Below are 23,296 nucleotides of genomic sequence, written 5' to 3' on the forward strand. Positions count from 1 at the left end.
GGGTGCCTATCATGCGAAAATCCCTTCTATTCATCCTCGTCACGACTATCCTCTGCGGGATAACAGGTGGGGCGCTCGCGCAACAGGTCGTGAAGATAGGCATCTCTGCGCCGCTCACCGGTATCGGCGCGGCGAATGGCAAGGACATGGAGAACGGCGCGCGCCTCGCAGTCGAAGAGGCGAATGCACAGCATCTTCATATTGGCGGCCAAGAGGTCAAGTTCGAACTTGATTCCGTTGACGACCAGGGCGACCCGCGAATCGGTGTTCAGGTGGCGCAAAAGCTGGTCGACGACGGCGTGGCGGCAACCATCGGTTACTACAATTCCGGCGTCGCGTTGCCGTCTGCGCCCATCTTTGCGAAGGCGGGTATTCCGCTGCTTGACCCTGCTGCGACGAATCCGCAAATCACGCGCCTCGGACTCCCGAATGTGTTCCGGATCATCGCCACAGACGTTCAAAACTCGGGCAATGCGGGTAAGTATGCCGTCACCGTAACAAAGGCAAAGCGAATCGCAACAATGGACGATCGAACTGCCTTTGGATCGGGTGCGGTCGAAGAGTTTAAAAAGGCCGTTCAGGCGGCCGGCGGATCGATCGTCACATCTGAATACACAAACGACAAAGCCGTTGAATTTAACGCGCTGTTGACGAACATAAAGGCGGCGAACGCAGATCTGCTATTTTTCTCCGGCAGTAATGCCCAAGCTGGCCTGATCGCGAAGCGCATGAAACAGCTTGGGATGCACACCCAGTTTGTCGGAAGTGGAGGCATCGCAGATACCGTTTTTATCCAGTCGGCCGGAGATGCTGCGGATGGATCGATGGCGTGGGAGTATGGACGCCCGATTGACGCTCTGCCAGCAGGCCGAGCGTTCGTCCAGAAATACAAGAAGCGGTTCGGCACGGACCTCCTCACATATTCACCGTTCTCCTATGACTGTGCATGGATAGCCATCGATGCGATGAAAAGGGCAGGCTCGACAAACCCGGCCGTCTTTATGTCGGCGCTTCGCTCAACCCAGTATGACGGGATCACGGGCCACATTTCATTCGACAAGATTGGAGATTTGACCAATCCCACCTCAACGCTGTATCAGGTTAAAAACGGCAAATGGGTCCCCGTAACAACCATTGGGGCAAGGTGAACAAGGCGGAATCGAAGGCCCCTGTGCCAGGGTACCCGAAGCCCGAGTTGGAAATGTTCGCGCTCGCCACCGCTCGAGAGGCCCGCGCCGAGACTCCACTATCCTGACGCCACGATCACATGCGCCTGGATTTTGCCGGCGACCGGGCCTTCGCCATGAACACGGGCAATAGCCTGCGTAGCGCGATCCACAGCGAGTTCAAGCAAGTTGGCGTCACGCGCCTCGATTTCGTTGCGCAGCGGCGTCCCCAGGCAATAGGCGGTGGCAGCGTCGCGCGCCGAGTTCGCGCGACTCACTTTCTCGCGTGTCTCGATCTCGATGTCGGCGAACCCTGCGCGCCTCAACTCCGCCCGGATCAACGCAACATCGTGATAGCCGTGCGGCGTGCGCGCGAGGAATCCCGGAGGATCGTGCGGAAACACCGTGGCTACGGCGTGGGTGACGTTTTCGGCAAAGTCGTTCTCTTCGATGCGGTCCCAGACATTGAAGATAAAGCGCCCTCCAGGTCTGAGCATGCGGCGCGCCTCGGTATAGCCGAGGACCCGGTTCGGAAAAAACATCGCACCGAACTGGCAACAAACGACATCGAATGATCGACTTTCGAACGGCAGGTCGAGCGCGTCCGCCTGCCGCCATTGGATGCGGCTATCACACACCTGCCTGGCGGCGGCATGGTCGAGCATGGGCTGATTGAGGTCGGTCACGACGTAGCGCGCGCCGGCGTGGAGTTTTGGCGCAAGCGCCCGCGTGAGCACGCCGCTGCCAGCCGCCGTTTCAAGCACCGCGTCGGGTGAGGAGGCCGCGACAAGCTCCGCCACGTCAGCGGCATAGTCCTCGAAGATCAGTGGGACCATCAGCGTGTCGTAGAACTTCGGGATCGAGCCTGCAAACACCTTATCGCGCTCAGACATGGTGCTCCCGTATTGATGCCGGACGTCCAGCCGGCGGCAAGGCATGACGTGAATATGCCCTGAGCGCGCCCCCTCCGGCGCGCTCCAGGCCCCGGCTATCCAACGCTTGTGGATTTCAGTTTGCCGGCCGTTGCTGAGACGCCAAAACAGCGCCGAGTTCCTCGTCAGTCAGTGCGGCCGCCGTTGTGAAGGAGAAGATATCCCCCCACTGGATTGTCATTGCCGCGACTGCGCTGGCGTCCGCCGCTTCAACGATGGCCACGCCCCTGAACTCGCCGGCTGCATGCCAGCGACCCAGCATCGTGACATTGTCGGGCGGCTGACCGCCTGTTTTCATGAAGCGCTCAATTGCGGCCTGCTGCGTTGCCGGCTCACCTTTCCATTGAACAATGAATTTCATGGCGAATGTCCCCTCCAGGATCGCGACGCCGGCTCGTGGCACGCCCGCACACGGTGGTGGACGCCTCGACATCGCGACGGTTCGTCGCCCACTTGCCCGCATGGAGTCTTCGCATTGTCCATGTCGTCGGGCGAAGCCACGAGCTAGCATCGAGGATAGGTCAACCAGATAGCCCCCGGCTCCACCCCGGTGAGCGAAGTGTGCGACACCGCACATACGCATTCGATGACTTGCCGGGCGATCGGACGATGGTTCTCAGGTAAGGCGAATCACTGCCCCCTGGCGATGGTCTGCAACGACCGTTCCACTCAGATACCCGCCCTCGCAATTTCGGCTACGCGGCTACACCATGATGAGTCCGTGCCGCATCGCGAGCATGACGGCTTCGGTGCGATTGGCCGCGCCGAGTTTGCCGAAGATGGTGGAGAGGTGCGATTTCACCGTGTTGTCCGAGATGTCGAGTTGCCGCGCGATCTCCTTGTTGCCGAGTCCGTCGGCGAGCATTGCCAGCACTTCCACTTCTCGTAACGTCAACGCTTCGAACGGCCCGCTGGGCGCCGTCCATCGCAACGGTTTTCGCCCGGCCAGCAGCCTTGCGAGGACGTCGGGCGACAGCACGCACAGGCCGGCGGCGACGGCTTCGATGGACGCGACGATTTCGGCGGGCGTCACGTTGCGCGACAGGATCGCGGCCGCGTCGGTGCGCAGCGCGTCAAGGACCCAGTCGCTATCCAGATCGTCGAGCAACAGAACGAGCCCCGGTGGTGCGTGCTCGCGTTCGAACAGTGCCTTGAGCGGGTCGCTCTCATCCGGCTCACTGTCGATCACGACCACGTCCGGCACCGAACCTGCGAGACTTTCGACGAGCGTGTCGGCGTCGGCTGCGCTACCCATGACGCTGAATGCCGGGTGCGCCTCGACAATCGTTTGCAGGTTCTCGCGCACCTGCGACGATGCCGCAATCACTGCGACCCGCACCGCGCCCATGGGTACCATCTGTCGATCCGACATTTCGCCGCTTCCGGGACCTCACCTGCACGCATTCCGTTGGGGGCGCTCGCCCACTGTGACCGCACACGCATGGCGCTCGCCGCCTCGGATCAACGCGATCTGCAACGGCTGTCCGATGCTTGCTGAGCCGAGCACGGCATACAAATCGTCCATGTCGCGGCAAGGTTCGCCGCTCACTTCGATCAACACATCGCCTATGAGCACACCCGCCTGATCTGCTGGACCGCCCGGCGCAAGCGAACTGATCAACAGTCCACTACTGAGCGACAGATTCATTTTGCTTACCCAGGCATCCGGCAGGCGGACCGTCTGCGTGCCGACGCCAAGGTAGCCTCTTGAAACGCGCCCTTTCGCCAACAGTTCGTCGGTCACGCGCTCCACCGTCACCCCGGGAATCACCATGCCGGGACCGCGCATCAGCGCCGACGTGCAGAGGCCCACGACCTGCCCGTGCATATCCGCAAGGGCCGCCCCGGAGAAACCTGGGCGCAATCCGCCGTCCAGTCGCACGAACGCATCGAGCTGTCCACCTCTCCACGTGCGCCAGGGGCCGCCGGTGCTGCCAATCACGCCAAAATCCGTGCTGATGCCGAGTTCGTCGGTACGCGCGACGGCGAGCGCCAGATGCCCCGGTTTCAGTGAGCGGGCATCGCCAGCTTCGACTGGGTCCAGGTCTACGCCATCCAGCTTCAGCACGGCGAGATCGGTGCCCGGATCCAGCCCGGCGAGGACTGCGGCGACCGTACGGCCGTCGCTCAGTGTGACTTCGATCCCGCCCTCGCGCCGGATCGTGTGTGCAGCCGTCACGACGACGCCGTGGCGCCAGATTACCCCGCTTGAGGGCACGCGATGCCGGCCGTGTACCGCCACGACACTCTGCCCGACTCGCCCGGCAATGCTGGCCAGATTGTCCGATAAATCCACTAAGGGACTTCCGCTCGAGGAAGGGGTTTCCATTTCGAGTCTCCTGTCATTTGCGGGTTCACAATGACAGAACGACAAGCGGCGCGCACCACCCAAATGGGTAGTCGGTAGATCGTGGTGGAATTCGTCGCCGAAGACGCTCCACGGCAAGCGGGCCGCCCCCATGCGTGAGCGTCGTCAGCAGAACCCTTCGACGCCAGCCGACCTCAACGTCCCTCGCTCTGCGATCCGTCCAGCCGCTGCCCGACTACGCCTGCCATGACACGCCAGCGATCGCTTTCCAGAACGGTCTGGGCGTCGATACGCCTGAACAGGTCCAGGAGCGGCGCGACAAGCCCTGTCCAGCCTGTCTGGTGACTTGCGCCCAGGCCTGCGCCGTTGTCGCCGTGAAAATACTCGTAGAACAGAATCAGGTCACGCCAGTGCGGATCATTCTGGAACTTGCCTGTTCCGCCATAAACGGGCCGCCGCCCGTCCGGCCCGCGCAAAAACGTACTCGTCAGGCGGCGAACGATCTCCTGCGCCACCTCGTACAGCGTCATCATCTGCCCTGATCCCGTCGGGCATTGAACCTTGAACTCGTCGCCGAAAAATCCATAAAGATTCGTCAGCGCTCTCACGATCAGGAGATTCACTGGCATCCACACCGGCCCTCTCCAGTTCGAGTTGCCGCCGAACATGCCGGTATTCGATTCTGCCGCCAGGTACTGTACCTTGTACTCCTGCCCGCTCACGTTGAGTACGTACGGGTGGTCGAGATGATGTCTGGACAACGAACGAATACCGTGCGGACCAAGGAATTCGTTCTCGTCGAGCAAGTAACCGAGCACGCGCTCGAGTTTGCGCATATTCAGGATCGAAAGCAGTCTGCGCCCTCTATGGCCGGTGAAGCCACCATCGGTCGGCGCCACATGGCTCACCAGCTCGGGGTAGCGCGTTCGAAATTGCGCGATCAGCGCCATGAGTTTCGGACAGCGCGAAAGCGCATCGGCCTCGAAAACCGTCGATGCGCACAGCGGCAGCAAACCCACCATGGACCTGACTCTCAGACGCATCGTCTGGCCGTCGGGCAGACGCAGCAGGTCATAGAAAAATCCGTCCTGCTCGTCCCACATGTCGTCCGGATGATTACCGCGCCGATCCATTGCGTAGGCAATCCACATGAAGTGCTGAACGAACTTGAAGGCGAGTTCCTCGTACATGGGGTCGTACTCGGCCAGGATCATCGCCATCTCGAGCATGCACTGGCAATAAAACGCCATCCACGCTGTGCCATCCGCCTGCTCAAGCGAGCCCCCGGTCGGAAGTTGCGCGCTGCGATCGAACACGCCAATGTTGTCGAGTCCAAGAAATCCGCCGGCAAAGACGCTTCGGCCCAACGGGTCCTTCCTGTTCACCCACCAGTTGAAATTGAGCATCAACCCCTGGAACGAGCGCTCGAGAAAGCGCGCATCGGCGCGTCCCAGCGCTTTCTCATACTTGTAGAGCCAGAGCGTCGCGGCGGCATGCACGGGTGGATTGACGTCGCTGAAGTTCCACTCGTAGGCCGGTATCTGCCCACTCGGGTGAAGGTACAGAATGCGCAGCATCAACAGCAGTTGCTCCTTCGCGAAATCGAAATCGACAGCGGCGAGAGAAATGGTATGGAAAGCCAGGTCCCACGCAGCGAACCAAGGGTATTCCCATTTGTCCGGCATGGAGATCACTTCTGCGTTCAGCATGTGATACCAGTCGGTATTGCGCACCGTGTGCCGGCTGGCTTCGAGCAAGGGATGACTCCGGTGCTCGCGCAGCCACAGATCGAGATCAAAGTAGTAGTACTGCTTGCTCCACAACATGCCCGCCAGGGCCTGCCGATGCACCCTTCTCTCGTCGTCGGACAGCACCTTCGGCGCAATACGTTCGTAGAACGTGTCTGCCTCCGCGATACGCTCGTCGAAAGTACGTGTGAATTCATCGAACGCATGGTCTTGCCTGGCTGCGCACAACCGCAGCCTGATGATCGCGCTGCCGCCGCCGGGTATATCGCACACGTACTGCGCTGCGGCCTTGGTCCCTGTTCGAGCCGGGTTCACGGCCTCGCGCCGCCCGGCAATGACATAGGCGTGGAACGCGTCCTTCACATAAGGTGATGCGTTGGGCTGGTTCCACAAACGCTGTGCGTTGCTTTCATTTTCCGTAAAGAGCAGTTCTGTCGCGCCGTCGCAATAGAGCCAGTACTCGCCCAAGTCCTGATGCGTTGCACGAATCACACCGGTATCCGCTTCGGCTAGCGACGGTTTGCAATCGTCGTAGCCCCACGACCAGGTGTTGCGAAACCATAGCGTTGGCAGGACGCGAAGACGCCCCGCTTCCCGTGCGCGGTTGAACACCGAAACGCGTATGAAGATATCTTCCGGGGCCGCCTTCGCATATTCGACGAACACGTCGAAATACCGGTCATCATTAAAAACGCCGGTATCGATCAGTTCGTACTCGAATTCGTCTCGCGATCGCTTTCCGTTCGTCTCAACCAGATCCCCGTAAGGAAATTCCCTCTGCGGATACTTGTACAGATACTTCATGTACGAGTGCGTAGGCGTGCTATCGATATAGAAATAATATTCTTTCACGTCCTCGCCGTGATTGCCTTCGCCATTGGTCAGGCCGAAAAGGCGCTCCTTCAGGATTGGATCGCATTCGTTCCAGAGCGCCAGCCCGAAGCACAGCCTTTGCTTGTCGTCGCAAAGACCGCCGATTCCGTCTTCTCCCCATCTATAGGCCCGCGAGCGCGCTTGATCATGGGTGAAATAATTCCAGGCGTCACCGTTTGCGCTGTAGTCCTCGCGGACCGTCCCCCATTGCCGCTCGCTGAGATAAGGCCCCCACTTCTTCCACGGCACTTGCGCAGTCCGCGCGTCGTCCAGACGCTTTTCTTCTTCTGTCGCGTCGTTCATTGCAGGACACATGTTTGCCTCCGTCGCGACGCACGCTGAGAACGCCCGACATGACTCACGTCGCGTCACGCATCGCCCAGGCGATGGCCGGCCTGCTGTACGCAGCGAGCGCGGCGCCCGCCGTCGCGTTACCCGGCGAGATAGTCGTGCACCACCGTGCCAAGCCCGAGTGTCAGGTCAGTCAGAATATGCACGCCCGATATCACCTCGAGCACCGGCAGCGCCGCGACCGGCGCGAGCGCGTGATGGAACAACTCGATCGCGGCCGGTCCTTCCCAGGCTCCCTTCACCGTGACGTCTTCGCAGAAGTAGCGCACAAGCTCGCAGATGCGCACGGTGCCGTCCACGTGGGGAATGATTTTCAGGAGAAAGTTCGGCGCCGTGAGCGAGGCGAGCATCTTTTCGGTCGGCACCGGGCGATGCTTGTAGCCCATCGTTGCGACCGCTATCGGGATGTTGTTGTATCGAAGCACGCCGCTGATCGTGTCCTTTTCGACGTGCAGCACTGGCGCCGCGAGCTTCTTTGGAAATCCCCAGATTTCGCGCCCGCCGGCGATCGGCGCCTCGTCGTCGAGAAACATGGCGTGGACGTATCCGCCTAACTCGTTGCGAAACCTCACAGGAATCACCTGTCCGCTCTCGGTATAGTCGCCGAAGCCCGTCGAGTTCGGCATCCGGATGAATTCGAACTTCACGATCGGGTCCGTCATCTCCAGCGGAGCCGGGATGACGCTAGCGAGCACGTCCGGGTCGGTTCGGTATGTGATGATCAGGAATTCGCGATCGACGAATCGATAGGGGCCCGGGGGAAACGCCGGGCTCGTGAGCGGCATCGCGAATGCACGCTCCAGCACTTCGGATTCAGTCATCTTGGTGGCTCCCGTTGAGCAGGATTCGTCGGTGTGAGGTCGCAAACGTGGATGCCTTGCGCCATTTCCGTTGCATTGCGCCAGGCCTCGGTGGCAATCGCGTGACGCACGTCGCTATGGCCGCCTTCCCACAAATCCAGCACGGTCGCGCGCGAGAACTCATAGTCCTTGAAGTCGGACGAGCGTGTGTCGTGGCGGTTGGTGAAATGCACGAGCATGACTTCGCCACGCGTACTGACCGCGGCAAGCTGCTCGACGTCCGGGTCTGAACGGGCATCCTCCGGCAGCATCGCCAGCACGCGCCGCAGCGACGCGCGCAACGCCTCCTGCTGCTTGACGCGGGCGGCGTTAAAGCGCGTCTTGCTGGCGTACTGCAGGTCCTTCATCCGCTCTTGCACCTGACTCAGGTTTTGCGGCAGCGCGCCCGCGCCGCTGAACACGTCGATCTGCAGCACGAGCCCACTTTCACGGTAGGCTTCGTCGACCACGTACCAGAGCGGCGTGTTCGACGAGATACCGCCATCCCAGTACCATTCGCCGTCCACTTGCACGGGCGGAAAACCGGGCGGTAGCGCGCCGCTCGCCATGACGTGCTCGGGCCCAAGCGGCGTTTTCGTGTTGTCGAAATACACGGACTCGCCTGTACAGACGTTGACCGCACCGAGCGACAGGCGCACCGCCTTGCTGTTGATGAGATCGAAGTCGACCAGCTCGTTCAGCGTGGCCCTGAGCGGCTCGGTGTCGTAGAAACTCAGCGCCGCAAGTGACCCCTCGGGTGCGATGAACGGCGGCAGCATGCGGGGCGAAAAAAATCCTGGAATGCCGAACGAAACCGCTGAAGCGGCACTGTACAGATTGAAGAGGGGGCGCATCGAATCGAGCGACGAAGGCGGCTTGAAAGGCGCCCATGCCGAGGAGCGCTCCCAGAATTCGCGCAGTCGCTCGACGCGGCGCTCGGGCGGATTGCCGGCGATCAGCGCGGCGTTGATCGCGCCGATCGACACACCCGCGACCCAGTTGGGAACGATACCCGCTTCGGCGAGCCCTGCGAACACACCGGCCTGATACGCACCGAGGGCCCCCCCGCCTTGCAGGACGAGGATCGTGTTGTCGAACTTTATGGTGGGCAGCGAGGGGATGGGCGATGCCGCTTTGCGTGTACGGGCCATGGTGGTCCCCGGCGGTGGGCGATGCTGCGATCGATCGAACTGGCCTCCATAGGCAAGGCCGCCTGCATGGACATGTCACCGCACCAGATCGCGCCGACGATCAAGGGGCTAAAAGAGCCTACGTCGCCCCCTGCCCGTGAACAATCGGACCTTGGTCCTATCCCCGCGAGCCTCTCCGCTTTCCAGGCGGATGTATATCTGCCTGGGGCACGCGAAAAACCGCGGTGCGTCGCTCCTTTGCACGACGCTCGCAGCCGCGCTGCTCATCGTGACGGTCATGCTGCCCACCGCAGTCTGTGCGCAAAGCGCAGCGGTCACATCAGAGCCGTGGGATCCGAGCGTACAGTCGCTCGTTGCCTTTGCACAGGTGATTGCCACGATGGGCTCGAAACCGGAGTGGGTCAAACAACCTGGCGACGCGTTTCTCGCGTGCGCGGGACTGCGTGCAGGATGGCATGGCGCGAAGCAAGTTCAAGCTACGCGCCCAACATGCATGATGTTGGACTAAGGTCCTATTGTACTTTTGGTGCAAGTGTCAATACTGATCATCCTAAGAGACACGAACAGCAGAGGCTTCGCGTACCTGCTGCGAAACAGGTCGGGTCAGCTTTCCCGCGGTTTCTCTCGTTGTTTAGAGCACCAGCGGAAAGTTTCCGGCTTTTTCGTGTGGAAACTTCCAGGAGTGCAAGATGATCCGTACCGTTGTTGCCCTGCTACTGGGTTCAGCCCTCGCGCTACCGTCATGGGCTCAGGCGCCCACAAAAACCAATCCTCTGAAGATGAAATGCGAGGACTTCCTTGCCGTCGGCGAAGTCTACCGGCCGGCTGTCGTCTATTACCTGGTCGGAGTAGACAAGCTCGGTGTCACGGAAACCGACACCATGGTGGAAGACACAGCAACGCCAGTGGCCGCAATTGTTGCCGAATGCCAGAAGGCGCCGAAGGCATCGCTCCATACAAAAGTCAAAGAGATGTACAAGAGTGGTCAGATCAAACTCTTTGAGCACCATTGAAAGAGCGGTTCCGGTTTTCACGTGTTGCCGGACTGCCGGGAATTGACGGCGGGAATTGCATCGACGGCCCCGTCGCGCAGCCCTTCCATGGCTGCCGTACATTGGGCGATTCATGTCGTTCCGGTATGGGTTTGCCAATCACGACAACACGCAATCGCCTGTTGATAAGGACTACGCGTTTTTCCGGTCGCCCGTGACGGATTCGCAGAAAAACGAACACGGGCGCAAAGCGCTTGCCTGTCACGCGCAGCATCACGCGGTGAAACCTGCGCGGGGCATCGACGTTTCCAACCACACGCACGCCAACGGTCAATGGGCGGCCGCCATGACTCAAGCAGGCGTGTTGGGGCGCAGGCGTGACGCCGCTCGCACAATTGGCTTGCGTGAAACGTGACCGAAGCACCAAGGAGTCGACAATGAATCGACGAAATGTTCTGTGTGCCGCTGGGGCCACGATCGCGCTCTCAGGTTTCGCTCTAACCGGATGCACGATGACGGGAACCTCGGCGCCAACAGCCGCTGGTAACTCAGACAAGCGTCAATCGATCGATGCGGGCATCGACGGCACGATGTCCCGGCTCTACACCACGGTGGGCGGATCGCGAGAACTCGTTGCCAAGGCGAATGGGATTCTTGTCTTTCCATCGATCATCGAAGCCGGCTTCATCGTCGGGGCGCGATATGGCGAGGGCGCGTTACGCGTCGGCGGCGCCGCGGTTGGCTACTACAGCACCGTTTCCGGTTCGTTTGGCTTCGAGGTCGGCGCGCAGTCGAAGGCGCTTATCTTCCTGTTCATGACTCAGGATGCGCTCGCGAAGTTTCGTAGTTCGAAAGGCTGGACGGCTGGCGTCGATTCGTCGGTTGCGCTCGTGAAGGTGGGCGCGAACGGCATGATCGACGCGACCACGGCTACGGAGCCCGTCGAGTGCATTGTGCTGACCAACGCGGGACTGATGGCCAATCTGTCACTGCAGGGAACCAACGTATCGCCCCTGGATATCTGATGACGGCTGCGCTGAGCCACTTCGCGCATGCTGCATTTGCCCCCCGAAGTGCGCCTGCCGCCGGCACGCTGAGGCGAGCAATGGCGCCCCGTTCGCGAGGCCCGCTATCGGACCATGGTCCGATAGCGGCGCCTGCGCTCATCAGGCTTTTTACCGATGAATGCCGTCAACGGCCGATGCGATTCCTCTTTGGAGCAAGGACCAGTCCATACCGACGACGATCGCACGGTAGCCGCGTGCGATCATGGCATTCGCCACGTCGGCGTTCGGCGCGACGCCGCCGAGCAAAACCTGACTCTTCAATATGGGCGCCTCGAGTTGCGCGATCGCCGCTTGCACCTCTGGAAGATCCGTCTTGCCTCGGTGTCCCATGCTGGTTGCAAGATCCCCCGGTCCAATGAAGACAAGGTCGAGTCCGGGCGTCGCGACGATGTCGCCAATATTGCCGATCGCGTCGACATGCTCGATCGTGCCAATCGCGAGCACTTCCTTGTCTGCGCAATCCAGATACTCGCGCATCGACAAACCCCATCTCGGCGGCGCGTAGAACGGCCCCCAGAAGCGATCTCCGTCGGGCGGGTAACGAACCGCCCGGACCGCCGCCTCCGCGGCAGCGCGGGTCGTCGTCATCGGAAAACAAATGCCGAGAGCGCCGAGGTCAAGCGGGACCTTGGCGTGCCACGCATCGGTGGCGGCAACCCGAACAAGCGGGACAAGCGGGGTGCCGGAGGTCGCGCAGATCATCGCGTGCGCCGAGCCCGCATCGATTGCGCCGTGCTCCATGTCGATGAGAACCCAATCGAGACCGGCGCGCGCCATGATCTGGATAGTCTGAACTGACGGCATTGTCGCGATCGCGCCGAGCGCCGCCTGGCCATTTCGCCACATCGATTTCAGCCGGTTGATGCCACCAGGCGCCGGAATAGCAGTCGTCATGTTGGCTCCTCGCACGTACGCGCTCGCTGCCAATCAGTCTATGCATGGCGCGACGGCCTTGCCAGGCGGTCTGCCAGGATCGCTGGGCGAATGCCTGTGGTCCCGCATCGCCGGCGGCCAACCCGAAAGGAAAATGAAATAAATTGCCGGGGCCTCGTGTTCGACGTCATCCAGCCGGCGCCGAGCCGAGCCGCCCGACCGGGTGCCGGCGGTGGTTGCTGGCGCAAGCGTCGCCGGGGTTGAGCGCTTGCGTTCGGCCGCATACTCAAGGGGTTTCCCGCCGCTTGAATGTCATCGGCCGCGTAGTACGATTAGATCATCGAAAAACGAAATAAAGGTCCCGCCATGGACACGACCGCAAGGCACGCTACAGCCCTCGCATTGCTTGCAGTGGGCTGCACGATATCCGCAGCGTCCCACGCGTATAGCAAGGAAGAAGAAGCCGCGGCGCAGGACCGCGAAGTCCAGGCGGCCTACGACCGGGGCTACAAGGCAGCCAGGGAGGAGATGGCGCAGGCGGGTGCGCCTGCCGCGGCGCCGGCTACAGCGCCCGCAAAGAAGGCAGCCGGCGCAGCAGCCCAGAAGCCGATCCTCGACATCAAGCACACTTATAGCGACGCGGGCGAGGTCTCGACGGTCATGACCGTGCCGGTGGTGGTCAAGCCGCTCGCGGATGAACAAGGCGGACAAGGCGCGCAAGGAACCCAGGAAGCACAAGAGGCGCAAGACGTGCAGGACTCCACCGCCGCGGCCCCGGCCGAAGCGGTAGCGCCCGCGCAGACGACGGCACACGCGAACGTTGCCAACGCCAGCGCAGCGCCCGCGCAGGCTGCCCGGCAAGCGCAGCCGCAGCCTCACACCTATGCGCAGGCAGGCGCCAACCACCACGCTGTTGCGGCAACGCCGCCCGCGCAGGACGACGTTGCGCCGCCGGAGTCGCTGGCGAACGACGAAGCCGTCGACGAATCGGAGCCGCCGCGCTCCGCGCAGATCTACTCGACGCAAGGCCAAGGTTACGCCCAACCCTATTCCCAACCGGCGCAACCACGCGTCCCGCCCCAGGTCCAGGCCCAACAGCAGATCCAGCAATACGCGCCGCCGCCCCAGCCGTACGGTTATGCCCAGCAGCAGCCGGCGTATGCGCCGCAGCGGCAGGCCTACGCGCAACCGCCCGCCTATGCGCAGCAGCAGCAACCGGTGTATGCACAGCAATACGCCCAGCAGCAATATCCGCAGCAGCCGCCCGTGTACGCGCAGCCTCGGCCCGCTTACTACCCGCCGCCCGCACCGTGGGGCTCGCAGTACCAGCAACCGCCGGCGCGCTGGGTGTACTGGTCGCCGCAGTACGGGCGGTGGATGTACTACTGAGCGCCGCTTACCAGCGCGCGTCGTTCATCTGGCAGGCGAGCAGGCAGCCCAGCGCGGAGATGGTGCCGACCGAGCCGATACCAAACCCCAGGGCGATGTTCTCTGCGGTCGTGGCGCAGCCTTGCAGCATCAGCGTCGAGCTGAGCAGCACGGGGAGCAGGAGTTGACCCAGGATGCGCGAACTGGTTGGGCGTCGTTGTGACATAAGGCGTGGGTCCGGGGAGGATTCTTTTGCGGGATGTGAGCTTGTCAGCTTACTGGCTCGCCTTATCCGCATTCCCGGGAGCAACGTGTGACAACGGCAATCCCTTACCGATTACCTGGCGGCGGTAAGGAAGTGGGCGGCGTGGGATTTTTTAGAACCCGTGCCGCGCGCTGATAGCCGCGCCCGTATCGTGCGAGCGCGTGAGCGGAAGATGCGCATCGGCGGAGAGATCCCAGTCGCCAACCGAGACGAGCGGCGGCGATTGCGGATGAAGCGCCTGGTTCGGGATGCCGTTACTGTCGACCTGGGCTCCGGGCGCGCGCAGCCCATTGCCCGCCGCATCGAGTGCGCTATTGGTGTCGTCCGGAGTGCCAGGCGTTGCAGCGGTGGTTTTCCCCAAACGCGCGTTGTACTGCCTTTCAAACGGCGACTGGTATTCGTAACGCTTCGCAATGGCGGGCAAGGAGACTGAAGGCGCCGCCGGCGCAGGCGCGGCCGCGACGGCGTGTTTCGGGGCGTCGTGGCCCCTCGCGTGCTTCTGGACGTGCTTCTGGACAAGCTTCTGGGTGTGCGCCGCCTTGGCGGGCTCGGCCGCCGAGACGCTGGCGAGCGCCAGAAGAATGACACCCAAAAGCCATCCCTGGATCGGATGCTTCATGGAACGGAATCTGCGTTGGAAAACTGGTGCCGCATCGAATCGATGCGCGGCACTCGCCCCTGGAGTCTAGATCAATCAGAAGTACGACCAATCGGGGTCTTCCCTCGTCTTGCGCCCGCATCTTCACGTCGGCAACGGCGCCGCCCGCTCCAACTCAATTCAATCGCCTCTCTCCACCAGAATGGAATCTCTGTTCTGCTTATCAATTTGAGCGGACTTCGCGGCTTTACCGAGACTGGAACTCGCCCGTCTTCTCAATGTGACGATGCCATGGACAGTAGCGACCGGCATGACCTCCACTCCCGTTCCCGAGCCGCCGTCGTGCCAGCCTGTCTCGCGTCGCGGTTTCCTGCGGTCGGGAGTCGCCAATCGCATGCTTGTAAACAGTGGTAATATCCCGGACGCAAAAAATCCGTCGGAGCACTGACAGTAATTGGTCGGTCACCGCCGCTCCGTTCCGCCGTTCCTGTCGAATTCCTTGCACTGCTTACAACTAGAGCGTCTGCGATTGCCCATGCGCAATACGCGCGCAACAGCCCGTCACGAGGCGGGCGACCCGGGAAATCATGAAAGTCCGTAACGCCCGCCTGTGGGCGCCAAGAGGCCCGCGCCGCTGGTGTATTGCCGCTGGCGCGCTCGCGCTCGCGAGTGCCATCCGTTTCGCTCTGCATCCCGTGCTCGGCCCGATGATGCCGGGCACGACGTTCTGTATCGCCGCTTCGCTGGTCGAATACTTCCTCGGCCTCGCGCCTGCGCTGACCGTGATGGTGCTCGGTCTCGCCATTGCGGACTATATGTTCGTGCCGCCCTACAATTACATTACGTATCTCGACACCCACGATCTGATTCTGCTGGTGTCGTATCCGCTCGTCACGGTGCTCGTGATCACGCTGATCGAGCGTCTGCGGCGCGAGCAGTTCCGCGCGCAGTTGATCGCCTCGGTCGCGCAGTCCCGCTATGAAATGCTGCTGCGTCAGGATAACGAGCGCGCGCTCGCCCGCCGCGCCATCGACGAGACGCATCGCCTGCTGCGCCACCTCGCGCAGCATCACGAGGGGTTCATCCTGATCAAGGGCCTCGAGCGTAATGCCGCCCAGCGCGCGAGCGTGGGGCAGAGCATGTCGCAAGCGCTGCCGGCCGCGGCCGAAGTCGCGCCTGGCCCGCTCTTCGACGCCCTGCATCCCGACGACGTGCAGCGCCTGACCCACGCACTCTCGCCGGGCCATCATCGCGCGCGTTTGCGCAGCGAGCAGCACAAGCGCGAATACCGTCACGCTAACTGCAGCTGCGAACGTTTCACCACTCACGCAGGCGATTTTCTCGTGCTGCGCACGGAGAGCTGACATGGCCACGCTCGAAATGGAGCTGGCCGCGACCGATGCGCCAGCCGTGCAATCCACGCGCTTTTTCTGCGAAGGCGACGGCCACGCCGTCCTCATGCTTCACGGCCTGTCCAGCTCGCCAATCGAACTGCGCTATCTCGCGCGCTATCTTCAAGGCGAAGGATTCACAGTGTGTGCGCCCGTGATCGACGGGTATAGCGCCGGCACGGGCCAGTTGCCGATGGAGCAATGGGTCGAAAACGCCGCGCGCGAGTTCGACGCACTCGCGGCACGCTACGAGCGCGTCTCGATCTGCGGGCTTTCGATTGGCGGCGCGCTCGCGCTGCGTCTGATTCGCGAGCGGCCCGCGGCGCAGTCGCTCGTCCTGCTTTCGCTCACGCTCGCCTACGACGGCTGGGCGATCCCGTGGTATCGCTTCCTGCTCGACTGGGCGTATTTCACGCCGTTGCGCCACCGCTACCGCTATCGCGAGGCCGAACCGTTCGGTGTGCGTAACGAAGCGCTGCGCAAGAAAATTGCGCGCGCCATGCAGCGCAGCGACTTTAGCGAAGTCGGCCCCTCGACGATTGCCCTGCCCGCCCTGCATCAGGCGCTGCGCCTCGCACGCGCGGCCCGCAAGGACGTTCCCGCCATCGAGAACGACGCGCTCGTCATCCACGCGATCGACGACGAAACATCGAGTCCGCGCAATCCGCGCCACGTGATCGACCGTATCGGCTCGAACTTCCTGCGCACGCTATGGCTCGACGATTCCTATCACATGATCACTTCGGACAACGAACGCGAGATCGTTGCGCGCGAAACGGCCCTGTTCCTGCGCGAGAGCGAAGTCGCACGCGGCGCGAAAGACGCGCCGGTCGTCTCCAAGGCGCTTGCCCGGCGTCTGCGCCAACTGGCGGCAGTGGGAAGGAAAAATACGTGATGCAAGCCGTAGCACTGAAAGGGCTGGCGTGCGTGGCCGCGCTGACCCTGGCCTCGCACGCGTGGGCCGACGCCGATACGTCCAGCACCGCCACGACCGACTCGCCGTGGAAAATCTCGATCGGCCCCGGCGCGTATTTCGCGCCTGAGTATCCGGGCGCGCGCCACATGAAGGTCTATCCGTTCCCGTCGCTCGACATCTCCTACCGCGACCGCGTCTTCTCGCAAGGGCCGGACGTGCTGGGCGTGAACGTGATTTCGGCGCCGAACTACCATGTGGGCGCTTCGCTGAGCTTCGACTTCCAGTCGCGCACCGTGTCGGACGACCCGCATCTGCATGGCCTGAGCAACGTCGACGACGGCCCGAAGCTGCGCCTCTTCGCCGACTACACGCTGTGGGCGTTCACGGGCGCCGTGGCCATGTATCAGGACATCAGCGGCCACGGGCAAGGTACGACGGCAACGGCGGATCTTTACGTGTCGCTGCCGCTGACGGGGTGGCTCTTTTCGGTTGGACCGGGGCTCACGTGGGCCAACGGCGTGTACATGCGCACGCTATTCGGCGTAACGCCTGACCAGAGCGCGGCATCCGGCTTGCCGGCCTATTCGCCCGGCGCGGGCATCCGCGACGTGCACATGACGTTCTACATGACGCACGACTTTTCGAAGCACTGGGTCGGCTCGGTGAACGCGACGTTCGGGCGCCTTCAGCACTACGCCGCCGACAGCCCGATCACCGAATGCCGCCGCGAGATCACGGCTTTCGCGGGGCTCAATTACCGGTTCTGACCGCGTACGCCGGGCCTCGCCCGGTTGCCGTCAAAACCGCTCGGCACGGAATGGCCGGGGGTCCACCACGGTCGGCGCGCCCGTCATCATTTCTGCGATCAGGCGCCCCGTGACCGGGCCAAGCGTGAGACCGTGGTGCGCATGGCCGAAGGCGAACCAGAGGTCATCGTGCCTGGGCGCGGGCCCGATAATCGGCATCATGTCGGGCGTGCAGGGGCGGCGGCCCAGCCACGGCTCGGCGTCGAGCCGCGCGCCCAGCGGGAAGATGCCGCGCGCGAGCGGTTCGACCGCTTCGAGCTGAACGGGCGTTTTGGGCGCATCGCGCAAGCCGAGTTCGACGCCGGTCGTGAGGCGCGTGCCGCGCAGCATCGGCGTGATCAGGAAGCCCGCTTCGGCGTCGAGCACCGGCAGGTTCAGTTTCGCGCCGTTCGTAACCGCATAGTGCATGTGATAGCCGCGCTTCACGGCGAGCGGCAGCGTGTAGCCCAGCCGCGCCGTGAGATCGCCCGACCACGGCCCCATGGCAATGACCGCCGACCTCGCCAGCACCGGCCCATCTTGCGTCATGACGCGCCACGACGGTTCGAGCGTCGAAGCGTCGCCAACCAGCACACGGCCACCTAGCTGTTCGAAGAGCTTCGCGTAGGCCGTGACGAGTCCCTTCGGATCGCTAACCGAATCGGAATCGGTGTAGCGCACGCCGCCCACCAGCGCGTGACTGAGCGCGGGCTCAGCGGCACGCAGCGCCGCGGCGTCGAGCGCCTCGTGGCCTACGCCGTACTCGCGCTGCCAGCGCTGCGCTTCGGCCAACGTGGCGTCCATGGCGGCCGCACTGCGAAACACCTTCATCCAGCCGTTGGTGCGTAGCAGCGCCTCAGCCCCCGCCGCCTCGATCAGTGCGCGATGCTCGGTGACGCAGTGCTCGATGAGCGTGGCATACGCGCGCGCAATTTCGGCGTGCCGGTCGGCGCGCGAATGGTGCCAGTAACGATAAAGGAAAGGCAGCAGCTTCGGCATGGCCCCTGGGTGATAGCGCACGTCCGTCGAGCGGTTGCGCGCATAGCGCAGCAGCGTGGATAGCTCGCGCGGAAACGCATAAGGGTAGACGCCCTCGCGCTGAATCAATCCCCCGTTGCCGTGCGAGGTTTCATTGCCCGGCGCCCTGCGGTCCACGAGCGCGACCGCAAGACCGCGCCGCTGCAACTGCAAGGCCACCGACACACCGACGATACCGCCGCCAAGCACGACCGAATCGAATTTCATCACGCAATGTTCCTGGCTCGAAGGCGCTCAGGCGAGCGCGGTGACAGCCACTTCGACATCGAGGCCGGGGCGCATCAACAATGCCTGCACGCAGGCGCGCGTGGGCGCGTGACCTTGCGGCACCCATGCATCCCATACGGCATTAAAGGCGTCGAAATGCTTCGGGTCGCTCAGCCACACATTCGCGCTCAGCACGCGTGTCTTGTCCACGCCCGCCGATGCGAGCAGCTTGTCGATGCGCGTGAGAATTTCGGTCGCCTGAACGTCGATCGGCGCGCCTGCCGTATCCGGCACCTGACCCGAGAGATAGACCACGCCACCCGCGATCACGACCTGGCTCATGCGCGCATTGGTTTGCAGTCTTTGAATGTCGTTGCTCATGTTCATACCGCCGAAAGACCAGCAGCGTCGCCGCCGGTTGGGTTGTAAATGGGAGGCGCCGTCACGATGGAAGTCAGCGCCGGATTGGCTTGTGCCAAACGCGTGAGATCGGGGCGTGGGCGGCGCAGATCAGGATACGCGGAAAACGCCGTTTCCAGCGCCTGCGAGACCGCTAGCGTCTTCATGTCGCCGCGGAACGGGCCCACGATCTGGAGTCCGAACGGCATGCCCGCATGATCCACGCCGCACGGCAGCGCGAGCGCCGGATGCGTGGTGAGCGTGACGACATAAGTGAGCGCGAGCCAGCGATAGTAGTTCTCTTGCGCGCGGCCGTCGATCTGCGCGGCGTACAGTTCGCTCCACGGGAATGGCGTAACCGGCGTGGCGGGCGAAACGATCACGTCGTAGCGCGCGAATGCGCTCTGGAAGCGCTGGAAGATGCGCGTTTGCTCGGCTTGCGCCCACGCGCTGTCCGAGAGCGACATCTTCGCGCCCATTTCGTAGTTCGCGCGCGTGTTCGGGCCGAGCGCGCCGGGGTCGCGCGTGTACGCGGCATGCAGGCCCGCGACGAAGCTTTCCGCGCGGATCACGTCGAAGCAGCGATGCACGTCGCCAAGATCGAACTCCACGGGCTCGCACGCGTGGACGATGCGTTTGAGTGCCGCTATGCGCGCGCGGAACACGGCGCGAATTTGCGGGTCGACGTCGCAGCAGCCGAAGTCTTCGGTATAGCCGATGCGCAGCGTCGATGGATCGATATGCGGGGAAAACGCGAACGCGTTGGCGTCCACGGCGTAGCTCAGCGGATCGCCCGCCGATTCGCCCGCCGTTGCCGCGAGTTGCAGCGCTGTTTCGGCGACGTCGCGCCCCATCGGCCCGACCACCGAGATCGGCGTCCAGCCGAGCAGGCGCCGCGAATTGGCCACGAGCCCCGGCGATGGACGAAAGCCGACCACGCCGCACTTCGCGGCGGGAATACGCAGCGACCCGCCGGTGTCGGAGCCGGTGCAAACCGGCAGCATGTCGCACGCGAGTGCCGCCGCCGAGCCGCCCGACGAGCCGCCGGCGTTGAGCGCGGGGTTGAACGGATTGCCCGTCGCGCCCCATACGGGGTTGCGCGTATTCGCGCCCGCGCCTAACTCCGGCACGTTCGTCTTCGCCACGAGAATCGCGCCCGCCGCGCGCAAGCGCTCCACGAGCACCACGTCGCGAGACGGCACGTGGCCGCGCGACATCGGCGAGCCGTAGGTCGTGAGCAGCCCCGCAGTATCTTCGAGATCCTTCACGCCGAGCGGCAAACCGTGCAGCAGGCCAAGAGGCTTGCCGTCCATGACGGCCTGCTCGGCAGCTTTGGCCGCTTCGCGCGCGGCGTCGAAACATGTCGCCGTAATCGCGTTGACGGCCGGATTCACGGCCTCGATGCGCTCGATGCACGCATCGAGCAGTTCAACGGGCGAAATGGCCTTTGCGCCGATCAGGCGGCGCAGTTCGACAGCGGACAGACTGACCAGTTCGGTCTTGTCAAGCATCGTTCGGTTTCCTGATTAAATGAGGTTTAGCCGATGGCCTCGCCGGTACGGTCGCGCAGCCAGACGAGCGGGATCAGCGAAATGGCGCAGGCGGCCGCGACATACCAGGCGGGCGCGAGCGGATTACCTGTGCGCGCAACGATCCAGCTTGCCACAAGCGGCGAAAATCCGCCGAAGATCGAGGCGCTCACGACATAGGTGAGCGCAATGCCGGTGGCGCGCACTTCGCGCGGGAACAGTTCGGGGATCATCACGAGCACCGGTACGACCTGACCCGCCACGAACACGGAGAGGAAAGCGGAGACCGCGCAGAGCAGCGCCATGGAAGGCGCGGCGGAAAGCCATGCGAACGCGGGATACACGCTCAGCAGCAGCACGACGCGCGAGATCACGAGCACGCGCTTGCGGGTGTAGCGGTCGGCGAGCTTGCCCACGAGCGGCGCGGCGACGAACAGCACGAGCGAGCTGACCACGCCCGACGCGACCGCCGCCGTGGACGAAAGATGAAGCACGCGCACAGCGTGGTTCGGCAGAAAAAACGCGGTGATGTAGATGGACACCGAACCGCCGAGTTCGGCGAAGGTCCCGAGTATCGTGAGCTTGAGGTGCGTAGTGAGCGCGGCCTTCAATGCGCCGCTACGCTTGGCGCCGTGCGCGGGCGCCGCGCTCAGCGTTTCTTCGAGGCGGCGGCGAATCAGCATGCCTACCGGCGCTGCCACAATGCCCACGAGGAACGGAATGCGCCAGCCCCAGCTGTCGACCGCCTCCTTGGGCAGCAGCACGTTCACGAGCGTGGCGACCGCCGCGCCGAGCGCGAGGCCAAGCGCCGTCGCCGCGAAGTTCCAGCTCGCGAAGAACGCGCGCGTGTTGTCGCTCGCATATTCCACGAGCAGCGTAGTGCCGGGGCCGAACTCGCCACCGGCAGCGAAGCCCTGAATCAGGCGCGCCGCGAGCACGATCAGCGGCGCCGCGATGCCCGCCACCGCATACGGCGGCGCGCAGGCGATCAGCGCGCAGCTCAGCGCCATCAACATGATGGTGAGCACCATGGCGCGCTTGCGCCCGGCGCGGTCCGCGTAGGCCCCGATGACGATGCCGCCCAGCGGACGCACCACGAAGCCCACGCCGAAGAGGCCGATGGAAAGCAAGAATTGATTGACCGGCGACGCGGAAGGAAAGAACAGCTTGCCGATCTGAATCGCGAAGAAGCTGTAGATCGTGAAATCGTAGTACTCGAGCGCCGTGCCCAGTGTGGTGGCGGCAATGACCTGGCCCTTCGATAGGCCGGCTTTTCCCAGTGCGATTGAGGCCACGACGCTGCTCCTTCAAAGGGGAGTCGAGATGCGAGTTATCATATACGAGAAAAAAATAATTCTCGTATACGACAAAACCCCTAACCGGGAGCCGTCCCTTCCATGGCAAAGCGCGCAGCACAAGAGATCACAACTGAGCAGGCCCCGACGGAGATCGATCACGCGGCCGTTGGCGCGCGTCTGCGCGAAGCGCGCAAGGCGCGCGAACTGACGTTGATGCAGCTATCGGAGTTGTCCGGCATCGCCGTCTCGACGATTTCGAAGGCCGAGCGCGGCGACATTGCGCTCACGTATGACAAATTCGCGGCGCTCGCACACGCGCTGAACGTGGACTTCGACACGATATTCGGACGCAGGAAGCGCAAGGCGGCCGGCCCAATGAAACCGTCGCTCACGCGCGCGGGCAAGCAGATGATTTACGACACGCCGAACTACGAGTACGGCATGATCGCCAACGACCTCACCGGCAAACGCATGGTGCCGATGCGCGGACGCATCCACGCTCGCACGATGGACGCCTTTCCCGATTACATTCGCCACAGCGGCGAGGAGTTTCTGTTCCTGCTAGGCGGGGAGCTGGAACTGCATTTTGAAAACGGCACGGTCTTCAAACTGTCGCCTGGCGACAGCCTTTACTTCGACAGCGCCGTGGGGCACGTGTACCTCAGCACGGGTGCCGAGGATGCCGAGGTGCTGGTCTGTTGCGTGGACAACGACTCACACCGGCTTCCTGAAACGCTCTAAGCGAGGGTGACGCCGCCGCTTTCGAGCGGCGGCGTCACGTTGCTCATCGGCCGAGCATCGGCAGCTTGAGGCCTGCCTCGCGTGCGGTCTGCTGCGCGAGTTCGTAGCCGGCGTCCGCGTGGCGCATCACGCCCGTGGCCGGATCGTTGTGCAGCACGCGGCCAAGCCGTTCGTGCGCCGCCTGCGTGCCGTCCGCCACGATCACCACGCCCGAGTGCTGCGAGAAGCCCATGCCCACGCCGCCGCCATGATGCAGCGAGACCCACGACGCACCACCCGCCGTGTTCAGCAAGGCGTTGAGCAGCGGCCAGTCGCTCACGGCGTCCGAACCGTCCTTCATCGATTCCGTTTCGCGGTTCGGGCTCGCCACCGAGCCGGTGTCGAGGTGGTCACGGCCGATCACGATCGGCGCCTTCAGTTCGCCGTTCTTCACCATCTCGTTGAACGCCTGGCCCAGACGA

At 63.2% G+C, this 23,296-nt stretch carries 22 protein-coding genes and 2 pseudogenes; 9 read left to right on the forward strand and 15 right to left on the reverse strand.

Annotated elements, in window-relative coordinates; translation table 11 throughout:
• Positions 1–11 precede the first annotated feature (11 nt).
• The gene (locus U5A57_RS29590; protein ID WP_321915213.1) at positions 12–1,148 is read left to right on the forward strand and encodes a branched-chain amino acid ABC transporter substrate-binding protein; all 1,137 of its coding nucleotides are present in this window, start codon (positions 12–14) and stop codon (positions 1,146–1,148) included.
• 98 nt (positions 1,149–1,246) lie between these two features.
• Here U5A57_RS29590 and U5A57_RS29595 read toward each other — a convergent pair whose 3' ends face one another.
• The 7 genes from U5A57_RS29595 to U5A57_RS29625 form a co-directional block, all read right to left on the reverse strand.
• Entirely contained in the window at positions 1,247–2,059 is an 813-nt protein-coding gene (locus tag U5A57_RS29595) for a class I SAM-dependent methyltransferase (protein ID WP_321915246.1), read from the reverse strand.
• Between the two features lie 115 nt (positions 2,060–2,174).
• Positions 2,175–2,459 carry a DUF3303 domain-containing protein gene (locus U5A57_RS29600; protein WP_321915214.1) on the reverse strand — a complete coding sequence of 95 codons (285 nt, stop codon included), beginning with the start codon at positions 2,457–2,459 and terminating at the stop codon, positions 2,175–2,177.
• A gap of 342 nt (positions 2,460–2,801) precedes the next feature.
• Positions 2,802–3,470 carry a response regulator transcription factor gene (locus tag U5A57_RS29605; RefSeq protein WP_321915216.1) on the reverse strand — a complete coding sequence of 223 codons (669 nt, stop codon included), beginning with the start codon at positions 3,468–3,470 and terminating at the stop codon, positions 2,802–2,804.
• A gap of 18 nt (positions 3,471–3,488) precedes the next feature.
• A complete protein-coding gene (locus tag U5A57_RS29610) occupies positions 3,489–4,394 on the reverse strand; it encodes a S1C family serine protease (protein ID WP_321915248.1) in 906 nt (301 codons plus the stop codon).
• Between the two features lie 206 nt (positions 4,395–4,600).
• The gene (locus U5A57_RS29615) at positions 4,601–7,342 is read right to left on the reverse strand and encodes an MGH1-like glycoside hydrolase domain-containing protein (RefSeq protein ID WP_321915217.1); all 2,742 of its coding nucleotides are present in this window, start codon (positions 7,340–7,342) and stop codon (positions 4,601–4,603) included.
• A gap of 116 nt (positions 7,343–7,458) precedes the next feature.
• Positions 7,459–8,199 carry an acetoacetate decarboxylase gene (locus tag U5A57_RS29620; protein WP_321915218.1) on the reverse strand — a complete coding sequence of 247 codons (741 nt, stop codon included), beginning with the start codon at positions 8,197–8,199 and terminating at the stop codon, positions 7,459–7,461.
• On the reverse strand, positions 8,196–9,368 hold the full coding sequence (locus U5A57_RS29625; protein ID WP_321915219.1) for a patatin-like phospholipase family protein: 1,173 nt from the start codon (positions 9,366–9,368) through the stop codon (positions 8,196–8,198). Before U5A57_RS29625 ends, U5A57_RS29620 begins: the two co-directional genes overlap by 4 nt.
• 310 nt (positions 9,369–9,678) lie before the next feature.
• Between U5A57_RS29625 and U5A57_RS29630 the strand changes: the two are divergent.
• The 3 genes and pseudogenes from U5A57_RS29630 to U5A57_RS29640 form a co-directional block, all read left to right on the forward strand.
• Positions 9,679–9,798 (forward strand): annotated as a pseudogene (locus tag U5A57_RS29630) (DUF3300 domain-containing protein); the annotation flags it as partial.
• A 259-nt stretch (positions 9,799–10,057) separates the two neighbouring features.
• The gene (locus U5A57_RS29635; protein WP_321915221.1) at positions 10,058–10,381 is read left to right on the forward strand and encodes an HdeA/HdeB family chaperone; all 324 of its coding nucleotides are present in this window, start codon (positions 10,058–10,060) and stop codon (positions 10,379–10,381) included.
• 416 nt (positions 10,382–10,797) lie between these two features.
• Positions 10,798–11,385 carry a YSC84-related protein gene (locus U5A57_RS29640; RefSeq protein ID WP_321915250.1) on the forward strand — a complete coding sequence of 196 codons (588 nt, stop codon included), beginning with the start codon at positions 10,798–10,800 and terminating at the stop codon, positions 11,383–11,385.
• A 150-nt stretch (positions 11,386–11,535) separates the two neighbouring features.
• Here U5A57_RS29640 and U5A57_RS29645 read toward each other — a convergent pair whose 3' ends face one another.
• Positions 11,536–12,321 (reverse strand): HpcH/HpaI aldolase family protein, encoded by a 786-nt coding sequence (locus tag U5A57_RS29645; protein ID WP_321915222.1) that lies wholly within the window; start codon positions 12,319–12,321, stop codon positions 11,536–11,538.
• Between the two features lie 345 nt (positions 12,322–12,666).
• On the opposite strand from U5A57_RS29645, the gene U5A57_RS29650 reads away from it, so the two are divergent.
• Positions 12,667–13,689, forward strand: a complete 1,023-nt coding sequence (locus U5A57_RS29650; RefSeq protein WP_321915224.1) for a hypothetical protein — start codon at positions 12,667–12,669, stop codon at positions 13,687–13,689.
• Between the two features lie 7 nt (positions 13,690–13,696).
• Here U5A57_RS29650 and U5A57_RS29655 read toward each other — a convergent pair whose 3' ends face one another.
• Together U5A57_RS29655 and U5A57_RS29660 are read right to left on the reverse strand one after the other, a co-directional pair.
• Positions 13,697–13,894, reverse strand: a complete 198-nt coding sequence (locus U5A57_RS29655; protein ID WP_321915225.1) for a hypothetical protein — start codon at positions 13,892–13,894, stop codon at positions 13,697–13,699.
• Positions 13,895–14,045: 151 nt separating this feature from the next.
• A complete protein-coding gene (locus U5A57_RS29660) occupies positions 14,046–14,552 on the reverse strand; it encodes a hypothetical protein (RefSeq protein WP_321915226.1) in 507 nt (168 codons plus the stop codon).
• 566 nt (positions 14,553–15,118) lie between these two features.
• Between U5A57_RS29660 and U5A57_RS29665 the strand changes: the two genes are divergently transcribed.
• From U5A57_RS29665 to U5A57_RS29675, 3 genes are read left to right on the forward strand one after another with little or no spacing between them, the layout of a single operon-like run.
• Positions 15,119–15,895 carry a DUF4118 domain-containing protein gene (locus tag U5A57_RS29665; RefSeq protein WP_321915228.1) on the forward strand — a complete coding sequence of 259 codons (777 nt, stop codon included), beginning with the start codon at positions 15,119–15,121 and terminating at the stop codon, positions 15,893–15,895.
• Between the two features lie 16 nt (positions 15,896–15,911).
• Positions 15,912–16,817: an alpha/beta hydrolase gene (locus tag U5A57_RS29670; protein ID WP_321915251.1), complete on the forward strand. Its 906-nt coding sequence runs from the start codon at positions 15,912–15,914 to the stop codon at positions 16,815–16,817.
• Positions 16,817–17,605: a MipA/OmpV family protein gene (locus U5A57_RS29675; protein WP_321915252.1), complete on the forward strand. Its 789-nt coding sequence runs from the start codon at positions 16,817–16,819 to the stop codon at positions 17,603–17,605. The genes U5A57_RS29670 and U5A57_RS29675 overlap by 1 nt, the downstream gene beginning before the upstream one ends.
• 30 nt (positions 17,606–17,635) lie before the next feature.
• Here the strand turns inward: U5A57_RS29675 and U5A57_RS29680 are convergent, their stop codons facing one another.
• The 4 genes from U5A57_RS29680 to U5A57_RS29695 are packed head-to-tail and all read right to left on the reverse strand — an operon-like array spanning position 17,636 to position 22,091.
• Positions 17,636–18,868 (reverse strand): FAD-dependent oxidoreductase, encoded by a 1,233-nt coding sequence (locus tag U5A57_RS29680; RefSeq protein ID WP_321915229.1) that lies wholly within the window; start codon positions 18,866–18,868, stop codon positions 17,636–17,638.
• A 27-nt stretch (positions 18,869–18,895) separates the two neighbouring features.
• A complete protein-coding gene (locus U5A57_RS29685) occupies positions 18,896–19,249 on the reverse strand; it encodes a RidA family protein (protein ID WP_321915231.1) in 354 nt (117 codons plus the stop codon).
• Positions 19,250–19,251: 2 nt separating this feature from the next.
• Positions 19,252–20,778 (reverse strand): amidase, encoded by a 1,527-nt coding sequence (locus tag U5A57_RS29690; protein ID WP_321915232.1) that lies wholly within the window; start codon positions 20,776–20,778, stop codon positions 19,252–19,254.
• A gap of 26 nt (positions 20,779–20,804) precedes the next feature.
• Entirely contained in the window at positions 20,805–22,091 is a 1,287-nt protein-coding gene (locus U5A57_RS29695) for an MFS transporter (protein WP_321915234.1), read from the reverse strand.
• A 102-nt stretch (positions 22,092–22,193) separates the two neighbouring features.
• Here U5A57_RS29695 and U5A57_RS29700 point away from each other — a divergent pair, with 102 nt between their 5' ends.
• Positions 22,194–22,835: an XRE family transcriptional regulator gene (locus U5A57_RS29700; RefSeq protein ID WP_321915235.1), complete on the forward strand. Its 642-nt coding sequence runs from the start codon at positions 22,194–22,196 to the stop codon at positions 22,833–22,835.
• A gap of 43 nt (positions 22,836–22,878) precedes the next feature.
• On the opposite strand, the pseudogene U5A57_RS29705 reads toward U5A57_RS29700, so the two are convergent.
• A pseudogene (locus tag U5A57_RS29705) lies at positions 22,879–23,296 on the reverse strand (urocanate hydratase); the annotation flags it as partial.

The organism is Paraburkholderia sp. J11-2 (assembly GCF_905220185.1).
Classification (GTDB): Bacteria; Pseudomonadota; Gammaproteobacteria; order Burkholderiales; family Burkholderiaceae; genus Paraburkholderia.